9 protein-coding genes are annotated in these 13,613 nt (G+C 56.2%); all 9 read left to right on the top strand.

Annotated features, from left to right (window positions below):
- Positions 1-4: 4 nt before the first annotated feature.
- The 9 genes from dmpG to ACN1C3_RS16260 all read left to right on the top strand — a co-directional run bounded on the left by dmpG (position 5) and on the right by ACN1C3_RS16260 (position 13,610).
- Positions 5-1,057 (top strand): 4-hydroxy-2-oxovalerate aldolase, encoded by a 1,053-nt coding sequence (gene dmpG, locus ACN1C3_RS16300; RefSeq protein WP_419116801.1) that lies wholly within the window; start codon positions 5-7, stop codon positions 1,055-1,057.
- Positions 1,050-2,087 carry a 2Fe-2S iron-sulfur cluster-binding protein gene (locus ACN1C3_RS16295; RefSeq protein WP_419116800.1) on the top strand — a complete coding sequence of 346 codons (1,038 nt, stop codon included), beginning with the start codon at positions 1,050-1,052 and terminating at the stop codon, positions 2,085-2,087. The genes dmpG and ACN1C3_RS16295 overlap by 8 nt, the downstream gene beginning before the upstream one ends.
- A gap of 46 nt (positions 2,088-2,133) precedes the next feature.
- Positions 2,134-3,783: a DUF1302 domain-containing protein gene (locus ACN1C3_RS16290; RefSeq protein WP_419116799.1), complete on the top strand. Its 1,650-nt coding sequence runs from the start codon at positions 2,134-2,136 to the stop codon at positions 3,781-3,783.
- Positions 3,784-3,806: 23 nt separating this feature from the next.
- Positions 3,807-5,174: a DUF1329 domain-containing protein gene (locus tag ACN1C3_RS16285; protein WP_419116798.1), complete on the top strand. Its 1,368-nt coding sequence runs from the start codon at positions 3,807-3,809 to the stop codon at positions 5,172-5,174.
- Positions 5,175-5,195: 21 nt separating this feature from the next.
- Entirely contained in the window at positions 5,196-6,362 is a 1,167-nt protein-coding gene (locus tag ACN1C3_RS16280; protein ID WP_419116797.1) for a WD40/YVTN/BNR-like repeat-containing protein, read from the top strand.
- Between the two features lie 4 nt (positions 6,363-6,366).
- Positions 6,367-8,916, top strand: coding sequence for an efflux RND transporter permease subunit (locus tag ACN1C3_RS16275; protein ID WP_419116796.1), 2,550 nt, complete (start codon positions 6,367-6,369; stop codon positions 8,914-8,916).
- 610 nt (positions 8,917-9,526) lie between these two features.
- A complete protein-coding gene (locus ACN1C3_RS16270; protein WP_419116795.1) occupies positions 9,527-9,895 on the top strand; it encodes a hypothetical protein in 369 nt (122 codons plus the stop codon).
- A gap of 79 nt (positions 9,896-9,974) precedes the next feature.
- Complete coding sequence (locus tag ACN1C3_RS16265; RefSeq protein ID WP_419116794.1) at positions 9,975-11,516, top strand: enoyl-CoA hydratase-related protein; 1,542 nt, start codon at positions 9,975-9,977, stop codon at positions 11,514-11,516.
- Positions 11,517-11,831: 315 nt separating this feature from the next.
- Entirely contained in the window at positions 11,832-13,610 is a 1,779-nt protein-coding gene (locus tag ACN1C3_RS16260; RefSeq protein ID WP_419116793.1) for an acyl-CoA dehydrogenase, read from the top strand.
- Positions 13,611-13,613 lie beyond the last annotated feature (3 nt).

The raw sequence follows: 13,613 nt of genomic DNA, 5'->3' as shown, positions 1-13,613 counted from the left end.
CATCATGGATCTTCGCGGCAAAAAAATAACCGTCCACGATATGTGCCTGCGCGATGGCATGCACCCCAAACGTCACCAGATCAGCCTTGAGCAAATGAAAAACATTGCCAGCGGCCTGGATGAAGCAGGCGTGCCACTCATCGAAGTCACGCACGGTGACGGTCTAGGCGGGCGCTCGGTCAATTATGGCTTTCCCGCGCACACCGATGAGCAGTATTTATCGGCGGTGATCCCGCTGATGAAAAACGCCAAGGTTTCTGCATTATTGCTGCCCGGCATTGGCACGGTCGAACATTTGAAGATGGCTCACGAGTTGGGTGTAAACACAATTCGTGTTGCCACCCACTGCACCGAATCCGATGTGTCGGAGCAGCACATCACGTATGCCCGCAAACTGGGCATGGACACCGTAGGATTCTTGATGATGGCCCATATGAACAGCCCTGAAGGGCTGATTAAGCAAGCCCGGCAGATGGAGTCCTATGGTGCCAACTGTGTGTACATCACTGACTCCGCAGGCTACATGCTGCCGGGTGATGTGAGCGCCCGCGTGGCCGCTATCCGGGCTGCACTGAAACCAGACACTGAAATTGGTTTTCATGGCCATCATAATTTGTCCATGGGTGTATCAAACTCTCTTGCTGCCATAGAAGCCGGTGCTACCCGCATCGACGCCGCTTGTGCAGGCTTGGGCGCCGGTGCCGGTAATACCCCGATGGAAGTGCTGATCGCGGTGTGCGACCGCATGGGCATCGAAACCGGTGTGTCGGTTTTTGGCATTCAAGACGTTGCTGAAGACCGCGTATTCCCGATCATGGACTTCCCCATCCGCAGCGACCGCGACGCACTGACCATGGGCTACGCGGGCGTCTACGGCTCCTTCTTGTTGTTCGCCAAACGCGCCGAGAAAAAATACGGTGTCTCGGCACGTGAGATTCTCGTGGAAATGGGTCGGCGTGGCATGGTGGGCGGGCAGGAGGACATGATCGAGGATACGGCGCTTACGATGGCCAAGGCGCGCCAGCAAGCAAAACTGGAAGTGCCTGGTCATGCGTAGTCATGATTTTGTTCCATTGACGATCAAGCAGGTCGTGTGTGAGACGACGGATGCCGTCTCTCTCGTACTGGACGTACCGCTTGAATCGCATGCCGATTTCGCCTACCACCCAGGTCAGTTCCTGACGGTGCGATGCGACATGAGCGGGAAGCGGGTCAAACGCTGCTATTCACTTTCAAGCTCGCCCCACTGGGACGACCGCCACGTGATCACCATAAAGAGGGTGGCCGGCGGCCGTGTTTCCAACGCATTGTGCTCAAATCTGCGCGCAGGTGATGTGCTTGAGTGTTTGCCACCAAGTGGCATGTTTGTGCCGAAATCACTTGACGGTGATTTCCTCCTGTTCGCAGGCGGCAGCGGTGTTACCCCGGTGCTGTCGATCGCCAAGTCGGCGTTGGCGCAAGGTGCCGGCAAGGTGCTGCTCATTTACGCAAACCGAGATGAGAATTCGATCATCTTCCGCGACGTCTTGCGACAACTCGTCAGCGAGTATCCCGAGCGTATGGCAGTCGTGCACTGGCAGGAGTCGCTGCAAGGCTTGCCAACGAAAAGCAACCTGGCGTTATTGAGCAAAGGATGGCTCTCGGCTGAGGTGTTCGTATGCGGTCCAACGCCTTTCATGGTCAACGTTACACAAGCGTTGGAAGGGTTGGGCCTGGATCCCGCGCGTATCCATGTCGAGAAATTCGTCTCATTGCCAGATGAGGATGTGCTGCCGGCCGAATCGATTACCAAGAGTGAAGGGTCGACATTGGGCGTGTCCCTGACCGTAGAGCTCGACGGCACTGAACACCATCTGCAATGGAGGGAAGGAGAAAAGATGCTCGATGCTCTGCTGGCTGCAGGCGTCGATGCCCCGTATTCATGCCGAGTGGGCGGGTGCAGTGCCTGCATGTGCCAAGTGACTTCCGGAAAAGTGGAAATGGCTAACAACCTGGTCCTTGATGCGCGCGAACTCGCCGAAGGTTGGGTGCTGTCTTGCCAGGCGCTACCCGCGGGAACTCCAGTGTCCGCTGTCGTGCCGACCTGACGCTGAAACACGGCTGTCAAAAACAAAAACAATAAGGATTACTTCCATGAAAAAGCGCTGTTCTAAAACCGTCCCCGTTTGCGCCCCGCGTAAACTCGGAGCCATATACACCGCAACGGCCTTGGCCTTAGTCGCCAGTAATGTAAGTGCTGTGGAAATAGACTTCGGTAACCCCGATATCAAAAGTCGTTTCGACAATACCGTTCGATACAACTTGGGTGTTCGCGCTCAAAAGCAAGATTCGGCGATTACCAATACACCCGGCTTCGCGAATTCAGATCTTAAGTTCGACCGTGGCGACGTCATCACGAATCGTCTGGATGTGATTTCGGAGTTTGACTTTGCTTATCAGGAAAATGTTGGGTTCCGAGTGAGTGCGCAGACTTGGTACGACGATGCGTACAAAGATGTCAAGGAAGTTACCAATCCCAACCTGCCCAATTCGTCAGCTTATCCCGGGGAACACTACACGGGTTATGTGAAGCGCTGGAACAGAGGTCCTTCCGCAGAGTTCCTGGATGCCTTCGTTTTCAAGCAGTTCGAAGTTGGCGACGTGAGTGGTGGTGTGAAGTTGGGCAGCCACAATCTGTATTGGGGTGAGTCGCTCTTCAGCTTTATACATGGTGTTTCCAACTCTCAAGGGCCAGTCGATATCCGCAAGGCTGTGGCCAACCCAGGTACTGAAGCTAAAGAATTGTTTAAGCCGTTGAACCAGGTATCCGTCACCACTAACCTGACCAAAACATTCAGCCTCTCAGGCCAGTATCTTCTCGACTGGAAGCCATCAACTCTGCCTGATGGTGGTACGTACTTTGGAAGCAGCGACTTTGTTACGCAAGGCGGTGGCACCGTGCTGCCCGGTGGCTTGCCCTTCGTCGGCATTAACAACAGGCCCAATGATCGCGGTGACTGGGGTTTAGCAGCCCGCTGGAGCCCGGATTGGCTCCAAGGGACGGCAGGACTTTATTATCGCAAGTATTCTGACAAGCTTCCGCAATTCGCCTTCTCGCCCGATTTCAGTAGCTTGGGACTCGACTATCTCGACCAGCGCGTTGAGCTGATCGGTGCCAGCTTGTCGAAGAACATCGGCGGCATCGCGTTCGGCGCTGAGGTGAATCATCGCAAAAACACCGGCTTGCTGGGGGGGGGGGCGACCACCCTTGGGCAGGAACCGATCGGCGATACCTGGCACGGCTTGATCAATGCTGTCGCTTACGTAGGTCAGACTCCACTGTTTGATTCCATGCCCGTGCTGGCGGAGGTGACCTATAGCCGTCTCGACAAAGTGCGAAAAAATGCGGCCAATTTCAATTCAGTGGATTATGGTTGCGCCAACGTGGAAGCCGACATGGGCTGTGCGACGAAGGATGCCTGGGGACTCGCGATCAGGGTAGAGCCCAAATGGTATCGAGTTCTCGATGGTGTCGATCTGTCCATGCCGCTTTTTTACTCCGTCGGACTTAAAGGCAATTCTCCCGTTGTGTTTGGTGGTAACGAGGGCGCCGGCAGTTATAGCGCAGGCGTGACCGCAGACATCTACAACACGCATCTCGTCACCTTGGCCTATAACGGCATTATGGCTGACCACCAAACTTCCGTTAGTCCAATCAACGGCCAGAAGTTTGTTAGTGATGTACGCGGTGCGGCCCAGTGGGATCGTGGATACGTTAGCCTTACTTATAAAACCTCCTTCTGAATAAAAAAAATAGGAGCATAGCCATGCAGTATAAAAATACTAAGATGTTAGGTTCGATGTTTCTGGCCGGTTTTTGGTGCGTGGCAATTCATGCCGCACCGAGTGCAACTGATGTTAAGGAACTGGGCGCTGGTCTGCTTCCCTGGGGGGCGACCAAGGCTGGTAACGAGGCGAAAACGATTCCCGAGTATGATGGCCACGACTACGCGAAGGGTGAACCGATAAAGTCTGGTATACGTCCCGACCCTTTCGCCAACGAAAAACCGCTATTTACGATCACGGCCAAGAACATGGCCGAGCATGCCGACCAACTCAGTGATGGCATCAAGGCGATGCTGCAGAAGTATCCGGACAGGTACCGTCTCGATATCTATCCGACCCATCGCACTAAGGTCTATCCGCAGTGGGTGCAGGATAACTCGATCAAAAATGCCACGGCGTGCAAGTTGGATGACGGCAATCTGAAACTGCAAGGTTGCTATGCAGGGGTGCCATTTCCTGTACCGAAGGACGGTGCCCAAGTCATGTGGAATCACCTCATCAGGTACTCGACATCCGGCCCGATGGAGGGGCGCTTCGAGTCGTACGTGGTGGACGCTTCGGGAAGGGTCACTCTGCAAGCTGATGGAGCAGCCGCCTACTACTCCCCGTTCTTTGATCAGAAGTGGGATGGGCCCGTCCCGGAGGGCACGGATTACTTCACGTTCCGCTCGGATTACACCGCACCTGCACGTCAGTCGGGTGAGAAAATTCTCACTTTGGACTCTACTGACATGCACGGTATCGGCGACCGCGTATGGCAATATCTTCCTGGCCAGCGTCGCGTCAAGTCGTCCCCCGACCTGACATTTGACACGCCGTCGCCTGTTTCGGGGGGATCGCAAACGATGGAAGACGTTCGCCTCCATATGGGTAGTATTAGTCGCTTCGATTACAAGTTGGTGGGCAAAAAGGAACTCTACATCCCTTACAACAGCTTCAAGATGCTTGATAGCGCAACCTGCGGTGTTGCGACTCTCATGAAACCCAACTTCCACAACCCCGACTGTACACGGTGGGAACTGCACCGGGTGTGGGTCGTGGAGGCTACTCGCAAGCCTGGGGTCAGACACCTGTATTCCAAGAAGATGTTCTATTTCGACGAGGATGCTCCGGATGCCGGCGTCAGCGACAGTTATGACGGGGCGGGCAAGGCGTATCGGGTGAACGTGGTCTTCCCTTACACGATGTTCGAGGAGAAAGGGTTCTCGACGGATATGATGACGACTTATGACCTTCAAACCGGCATTTACGGCTCTGGTTATTCGTCACACGGCGGCTGGTTCGCAGCGCCGAAACGTCCGGTGAATTACTTTACCGCCGATGGCCTCTCTGCTTCGGGAGTTCGCTAAGTCGTAACGCGGCGGCCGTGCATGGTCATGTTTGTTTCCGTGCACGGCACCGCGCCCACCTTTGCAGGGGAAAATATGTTGTTTACTTCCATCCTATTGAAATTTATCCGCCAGCGCATGGCTGTAGTGGTTTGCGCATTGAGTTTGTTTTCGATGGCGGCGCATGCCTACCTTCCCCCGGAGAGCACGCCCGCAGAGCATACGGCACAGGCGGCAACACGTCCGTTGGTAGCTGTCACTGCCACGGGCAAAAGGGTGGTTGCGGCGGGTTTGCGGGGCAATATTGTCTATTCGGACGACGCCGGGAAAACCTGGGTTCAGGCGAATGTGCCCGTCAGCATCGATCTTGTCGCCGTCACGTTCTCGAGCTCGCAGACGGGTTGGGCTGTCGGGCATTCCGGTGTCGTGCTCAAGACCACCGATGGGGGGGGGAGTTGGATTGTACAGCTGGATGGCAAGTCCGCCGCTGAGCAATCGGTACGTTACTACGAGGGTCTGCCTGATGCACCGCAGGGTCTACTGGAGCAGGAAAAGAGTCAGCTCGAACTGGCTCAAGCCGGTTCCGCTCCCCCGTTCCTGGATGTGTATTTCGAAAATGATGAAAGCGGCTATGTCGTAGGGGCCTTCAACCGCGTCTTCCATACCGTCGATGGCGGCAAGACCTGGGAGCCTTGGATGCATCGTGTGGACAATCCGGATGCCCTGCATTTTTATGCGATACGTCGCGCGGGAAAAGCGATTTACCTGGCCGGCGAACAAGGCTACGTATGGAAGCTGGCCGACGGTGAGCAGCGATTCACGCAGGTGCGAACACCCTACAAAGGCACCTTGTTCGGAATAGTTTCCCAGGATGAAGAGGTCGTTGTGTTTGGTATGCGTGGTAACGCCTTTCAGAGCGTGAATGAAGGCAAGACCTGGCAGAGGCTCTCTTTGCCCACGCGGGCAGGTATCTCGAGTGCGACGCTGGTTGGCGGACGCCTTCTCTTCGCAACTCTGTCGGGGGAGCTGCTCCGTCAGGTCGATGACAAGCTGGATTTCAAGGCATTGCGAGTTGACAACCCCTTGTCCTCCTATTTTGGTATCGCGGGTCTGAGTGACGCTAGCTTCGCGGTGGTCGGTCCGGTCGGTATTGCAGTTACAGCCGAGCAGACATCTCATCAGATCAAGAACACTCAGGTAGAGAATTGAAGTCATGGCCATTTCCCGCAACGAAGACTCTGTTGGTATGCCCGCCATCCGCTCGCTGTCGGATTTCGACTCGGCGTCCGGCAACTGGCTTGAACGACTGGTGTTCAATAACCGAGCGTGGCTGTTGGTAGCGTGCGTACTCATCACCGCGTTCTTCGCTGCGCAGTTGCCGAAGTTAATGGTTTCGGCGAACTTCGAAAAGACGCTGCCCAGCTCTCATCCCTATATCGAGAACTACCAGGCCAACAAGGGTGAGTTGCGCGGGCTCGGCGATTCGGTACGCGTCGTGGTCGAGAACCCCGACGGCGACATTTTCAACCCGGCGTTTCTTGAAGTCGCTGCGAAAATCAACGATGAAATTCAATTGCTCCCGGGTGTGGATCGTGCCTGGCAGAAGTCCATCTGGACACCGGTGGTGCGCTGGGCAGAGTCAACCGAAGAGGGATTCGTCGGGGGGCCTGTGATGCCGCTTGACTACGACGGATCGCTAAGGTCCATCGAGGACTTGCGGATCAACATCCAACGTGCCGGCGTCGTTGGCAGCCTGGTGTCGAACGACTACCGTTCCGGCATGATCGTCGTGCCGCTGAGGTCGACCGATGGAGATGGGCACCAACTCGACTATCACGCACTGTCTAAATCCCTGGACGCGATTCGAGCAAAATACGAGGGCGGGGGTGACGGCTCCTCGCTGCCGGTGAAAATACATATTGTTGGCTTCGCAAAGCTGGTCGGCGATCTCATTGACGGCCTGATGAAAGTCATGGGTTTCTTCGTCGTCGCGGCCGTCGTCGCGGCCGTCATCATCTTTCTCTACACGCGTTGCGTGCGCAGCACCCTACTGGTTTTGTCTTGCTCGCTGATAGCGGTTGTCTGGCAATTGGGGCTACTGGTCAGCTCGGGGTATGCGCTGGATCCGTTTTCTGCGTTGGTTCCCTTCCTGGTCTTCGCCATTGGCGTTAGCCATGGTGCGCAGAAGATGAACGGAATCATGCAGGACATTGGAAAGGGGACGCACAAACTGGTGGCTGCGCGTTACACCTTCCGACGTCTGTTCATGGCCGGGCTCACTGCGTTGCTGGCCGACGCCGTGGGTTTCGCAGTGCTTATGATGATAGATATCCCCTCCATCCGGGAGCTGGCTTTGACGGCCAGTATGGGTGTGGCTGTGCTGGTGTTCACCAACCTGCTATTGCTGCCCGTTTTGCTGTCGTATACCGGTGTGAGTGGCAAAGCAGCTGCGCGTAGCCTGAGAGCGTCCTCACAGGTAAACGGCGGTCAAGGCTTCTTCGATGCGCTTCCTCATGTCCTTGCTCGCCTTACGGAAAGACCGATTGCCGCTGCGGCTATCACCGTTGCCTTGGTTATCAGTGTAATCGGCTTTGTTATCAGTCGGGATCTTCAGGTTGGCGACATTGATGCCGGCGCGCCCGAACTGCGCGCCTCTTCAAGCTACAACCTCGACGATGCGTACATCACGTCGAATTATGGCACGTCAAGCGATATTCTCGCCGTGATGGTCAAGACTGCTCCCGATCACTGTGGGACCTACGAGACGCTCACCGAAATCGATCGTCTTACACAGAAATTGGCCGACGTGCCTGGCGTCCAGCAGGTACAGTCATTGTCCGATACGGTACGTGCCTATACCGCAGGCAGTTTCGAAGGCAATCCGAAGTGGTTCACCATCAGCAACGATCAAGTGCTGATCAACCCGCAAATAACCAATGCGCTGAACTGGAACTCGGAGTTCTTGACCCCTTCGTGCAGCATGGTGCCGGTGCTGGCGTATCTATCGGATCACAAGGCGCAGACGTTGAACCGGGTTGTTGAAGCGGTTGAGCAATTCGCGGCCGAGCACAACACTGAAAACAGGCAATTCCTACTGGCAGCGGGCTCGGCCGGTATTCAGGCGGCGACCAACATCGTGGTGAAAAAAGCGAACGTGGAAATGTTGTTCTACGTATACGCCGCCGTGTCTCTTCTGTGTTTGATAGCCTTTCGTTCGTGGCGGGCGACTATCATCGCCATCGTGCCTCTGGTGATGACTTCGATTCTTGCCGAAGCGCTGATGGTGTATCTCGGGATTGGCTTGAAGGTGGCAACACTGCCGGTCATCGCGCTTGGGGTCGGTATTGGCGTCGATTATTCGCTGTACCTGCTTAGCGCTCAACTGACCTTCCTGCGGCACGGGGAGTCATTGGCCGACGCTTACCGGCATGCCCTCGGTTTTACTGGCAAGGTTGTCGCTCTGGTTGGTATCACCTTGGCTGCGGGTGTAGTGACCTGGGCCTGGTCTCCGATCCGGTTTCAGGCTGATATGGGTATTCTGCTGACCTTCATGTTTTTAGTGAACATGATCGCGTCAATCATTCTGGTGCCGGCGCTCTCGCACTTTTTGCTGGTACGACCTCGTGCGGGGACGACCGCTGGCGCTGAGCAGGCGATCGAGCCGCTGGCAAAGGCTGATGCGACTGTTGAGGTTCCGGCAGGCGAGGCAAGCAGCGTACGTCGAGAAAAAACTGATTTAATTGCCCAACGTGCGAGTCGTTGAGCGTCGGTGATCGTTTTGCGTAGGTAGGTGCTTGCAATAGCTAGCACCGGGTGGAGCCCCTTGTGATCGAGGTGCCGGGCACCCGGTGGTGGTCGTAGCAAGCACTGGCAATCGGCGTGGTAACAATTTTCTATCTGCGGTGTAGAAAGTAGACATAGTGTTTCGTAAGTGATTTGAACTCGTATGAAAATTCGGCCGCCTCATCGATGAGGCGCCTGCGATCCTGAGCTATATCAGATAGCGGATTGAGGAAAAGATGCCGTTACCTCAATCAGGGCCATCGCGCTTCCGCCAACCGACTCACTCCCCAACTATTCCGCCTGGGGTTACAGGTCTGCCGCGTCAAATAATCCAAGTAAACCTGTAACCCGTGCATCGGTAGGTCGAAACGGATGCAGCTGCAACTGAAGCAGCGAATCACGCATGCACCTGTTCACTCTGAAAGATGGATGTATGTCAGGGAAAGGGCTTGCTCATCAGAATTCATCCAACGTTGGTGCCTAGGTAACTGGAGCGGGTTCGTCGGTTATGCACGGTTTCCATCACGTTTGCTCGCTTACCGAAATCGAACAGTGCAGAACGTTGAAGCACTCGTGATTATGATTGGAGCATGTCTTGGGACAATCGAATGATCCTCATTTGTGAACAGCACTGCACCCCGTTAATTGTGGGTCTCGGCGCAATGGCAGGCCCATACGGTGCTTGCAAAACGGCGCTGCGCCTGGCGCTTGCTTCAGCTGGAGGTTGCAGAGCTCGAGAACGCCTGCTCGGTGGCGGCATCTCTGGGGCAAGGAGAAATTTCGACAAAAGCGTCACATGTTTCTTCCTCGGCTGGCAGTGGGGTTTCGCGCGAAAATTTCTTTCATTTGATGCATTCCACCGCGCGCAGATCAAGCCGATGTTGCGACGGCTATCGTCAAAGAGTGCGAAGTCGTGTTCCGCAATGTGTTTTTTCCAGGATGTTGAGATCGGTAAGTAAAAGCGCCGTATTGATAACCCGCTGCTGTGTCAGCACGGCATCGCTGGAGTTCCGGCGCAGCACTAGGAGACTGGGTGACATGAGTCGTATCACTATCACCAATGGGCTCGCGCGAGTTGTCTTCAATGGACCCTCCCTAAATGCTCTGAGCCTGCGCCATGACGTCGTTGCAGGGTTGCTTCAAGACCTGCGTGAGGCCAGTGCGTCCAATGATGTCGAGTTAATTGTCGTAAGCGGCAGCGGGCAGTGTTTTTGTGTCGGTTCGGATATCGGCGACTTCGAAGAGGCGCCAGAAAAGGTTGATGAGCTGCGTGAGCTATTGGAGTTCGTGGCGCATTCTCGCAAACCCATCGTCATGGCCATGCACGGTATGGCCTTCGGCGCTGACTTGGAGTTGGCGATGGCGGCGGATGCTCGTGTTGCCACTCCAGAAGCGCAGTTCTGCCTACCGCAAGTGACACTGGGTTTGTTGCCAGGGGGCGGAGGTACCCAACGGTTGCCCCGATTGGTGGGTGTGGAACAGGCCCTTGAGTTGATGCTCGAGGGCCATCCAATAGGCGCCGAGCGAGCCCAGGCAATAGGTCTGATTGATCTTGTAGTCGAGGATATCGACAAGCTCGACTGGCCCGTCCTGGAAGCCGGGCTGACATTGCGCAAGACCGATGCGTTACCGGTCATTCGAGATGACCGGGCCATTGCCAGGGCTCGTGCCATGTTGGCTGCCCGCCGTGTTCCTAGCTCAGCGCACGAAGCCATCGTTGATTGCATCGTCGTGGCTGCTTCAAGCAGCTTGACTGAGGGGCTTCGCATGGAGGCGGAACGTTTCCGCCGCCTGATGGTCAGCGAAGTCTCGCTTGGCTTGCGTCATGCTTGCTTAGTATCCAAACGTAGCGCCCAACTTCCTGCCCGACTCGCAGATTTTCCGGCACAGCCCGAGGTCTGTAACGGTTTCGTTGGCAATCGGCTTTTCGAGGAATACTTGCGTCAGGCGTACTTCCTGGTAGAGGAGGGCGCTCTGCCTCAGCAGGTTGACAAGGCATTGGAAGACTGGGGTATGACCATGGGGCCAATCCGCACCATGGACTTGACCGGCCAGGACATCGCCTGGGCGATGCGCAAGCGCAAGGCCGTATCCGAGCCCCTCACACCGCATTCGTTCTTACCAGATATGGTCTACAAAATGGGCCGCTTCGGTCAGAAGACCGGGTCTGGCTTCTATCTCTACCCGGATGGCAGTACGCCGCAGGTAGATCCTGAAATCGACGCACTTGTGATTGCTCACTCCGCGAAAGTTGGGGTTGAGCGTCGCGTGATCGCAGACGAAGAAATAGTTGAACGCTGCATTTTTGCATTGGTGAACGAGGGCGCCAGTCTGCTGGACAAAGCCATCGTCAGTCGCCCCTTGGACATCGATGCCGTCTACCTGGATGGCTATGGCTTTCCGCAGGAAAGGGGGGGGCCGATGTTCTATGCCGACCGTTGCGGGTTGCCTGCCATTGTCGCTCGCATGAAGGAATACGCGAAGGGGCGCCATGGCTGGTCGTGGGGCCCCGCTCCACTTCTTGAGCGTTTGGTGACGCAGCGTCGCGGTTTCTTCTCCCTCAATGGTGAACGACCATGAGTCAATTAACACACCTCTTCGAACTGTCAGGGCGGTTTGCTTTGATTACCGTTTGCTCGGGAGGCTGTAGATCGCCCAGGCGCTGAGTGAGTAAGACACAACCGTGGTTTTGGTGACGCGTAAACGAGCCGAGCTCGATGAGGCCATGAGCCTTTTGAATCACAGGGCGTTGTTGCTTCCGCCCTCGTCGCCGATTTTGGTGAAACGGATTGTACCTAGACGCTCATGCAACAAGTTGTTGACTCACATGGCGGCCACATCACGGGCCATACCCTTGTCGTCAACGGCGACATGTCCATAAATTGAGGCGTACTAATGACACACCCTCTTATCCCCTTGCGGGACATTCGATTCATGCTGTTCGATTGGTTGAAGGCCGACAGGCTGTATGGCAAGGCACCGTTCGAAGAGCATTCCCGGGAGACTGCCGAAGCGGTGCTCAACCTGGCTGAGCAGTTGGCAGTCGACTGCTTCCTTCCGCATTACAAGCAAGCTGACCAACAGGAGCCCCAACTGGGACCTGACGGAGTCCGGGCTTTGCCGGCCATTGGAGAGGCACTGGCACAGTATGCCGAGGCAGGACTTAGCGCGGCGAGCTTCCCTGCCCAGTACGGAGGCATGGATTTGCCCTATCACGTGCATGCAGCGATGTTTTCGCTATTCGCTGCAGCAAACATTGCCACGTCGGCCTATACGATGCTCTCTTCGGCCAATGCCCGTCTCATTACCCATTTCGGTAACGCGGCGCAGATCGAACAGTTTGCAAGCCCTCAGATCGAGGGGCGCTGGTTTGGGACCATGTGCCTGTCCGAGCCCCAGGCGGGCTCCAGTCTCGCCGACGTGCGTACCCGCGCGGCCTTCGATGGTGAAGACGAACTGGGTCGCCGTTATCGACTTGTCGGCAACAAGATGTGGATTTCAGGCGGCGACCATGATCTTGCGGAGAACATCGTCCATCTCGTGCTGGCCAAAATTCCCAATGCCGATGGCTCACTGACCGAAGGCACAAAAGGGCTGTCGCTTTTCATTGTGCCGAAAGTTCAGCCAGACGGTATGCGCAACGACGTAGTGGTTGCAGGCCTGAACCATAAAATGGGTTATCGAGGCACGGTGAACTGTCTTCTCAACTTTGGCGAGAAGACGGGGGCGCTCGGCTGGATCGTCGGCGAGCCGGGGCAGGGGTTGCGGCAGATGTTCTCGATGATGAACGAAGCCCGTATCAGCGTCGGTATTGGCGCTGCCGCGCTCGGCTATCGTGGCTACCGGCATGCCGCCGTCTATGCCGGCGAGCGCCTCCAGGGGCGTCCGGCTGGCATACGCACTGGCGTTCAGGTGCCGATCATCGAGCACGTGGATGTGCGGCGCATGCTGCTCGCACAGAAGGCTTATGTTGAGGGTGCACTTGCACTGTGCCTGTTTTGCGCGCAATTGATCGATGAGCAGGGTCACATCGAGTCTAGCGAGCTGCTGAGTTTGCTGACGCCGGTTGCTAAAACCTGGTCGTCAGAGTACGGACTGGCGGCCAATGACCTGGCGATCCAGGTTCACGGAGGTTATGGCTACACGCGCGATTTCGACGTCGAGCAACTCTATCGCGACAATCGCCTAAATCCCATCCATGAGGGGACCACCGGGATCCAGGCCGCCGACTTACTGGCCCGCAAGCTTCTGGCGGAGCATCCTCCCGGGTGGTCAACGCTGCAGAAGCGTATCGCCCAATGCCTCCAGGCCGCCGCTGGGGATCCGCGTCTGGCGCAACACGCCACCCAACTGCAGCTCGTTTGGGATGCAATTGCCGCTGCGCTTACGGTGCTGCGCGATGAGCCCGTCGAGAGGGTGCTCGACAATTCAGTATCGTTTCTACGGGCGTTCGGTCACAGCGTACTGGCCTGGATCTGGCTCGAGCAAGCTGTGGCGGCGGCTTCGACTGCCGCGGCTGGTCAGGACGATGAAGTATTCCGAGCCGGGAAACTGCAGGCTTGCCGCTATTTCTTCGACTACGAAGTTCCGCAAATCGAAGCATGGTTGGCGCCAGTGATCGCGGGTAGTCGAGCTGCTGCTTCTGCCGCTCCCGATATCTTCCTCCTTACTTGATCA

It is taken from the genome of Pseudomonas sp. H11T01 (assembly GCF_048515765.1).
Taxonomy (GTDB): domain Bacteria; phylum Pseudomonadota; class Gammaproteobacteria; order Pseudomonadales; family Pseudomonadaceae; genus Aquipseudomonas.
Note: the sequence above shows the minus strand (reverse complement) of the source record. Positions and strands in the feature narration are given on the sequence as shown.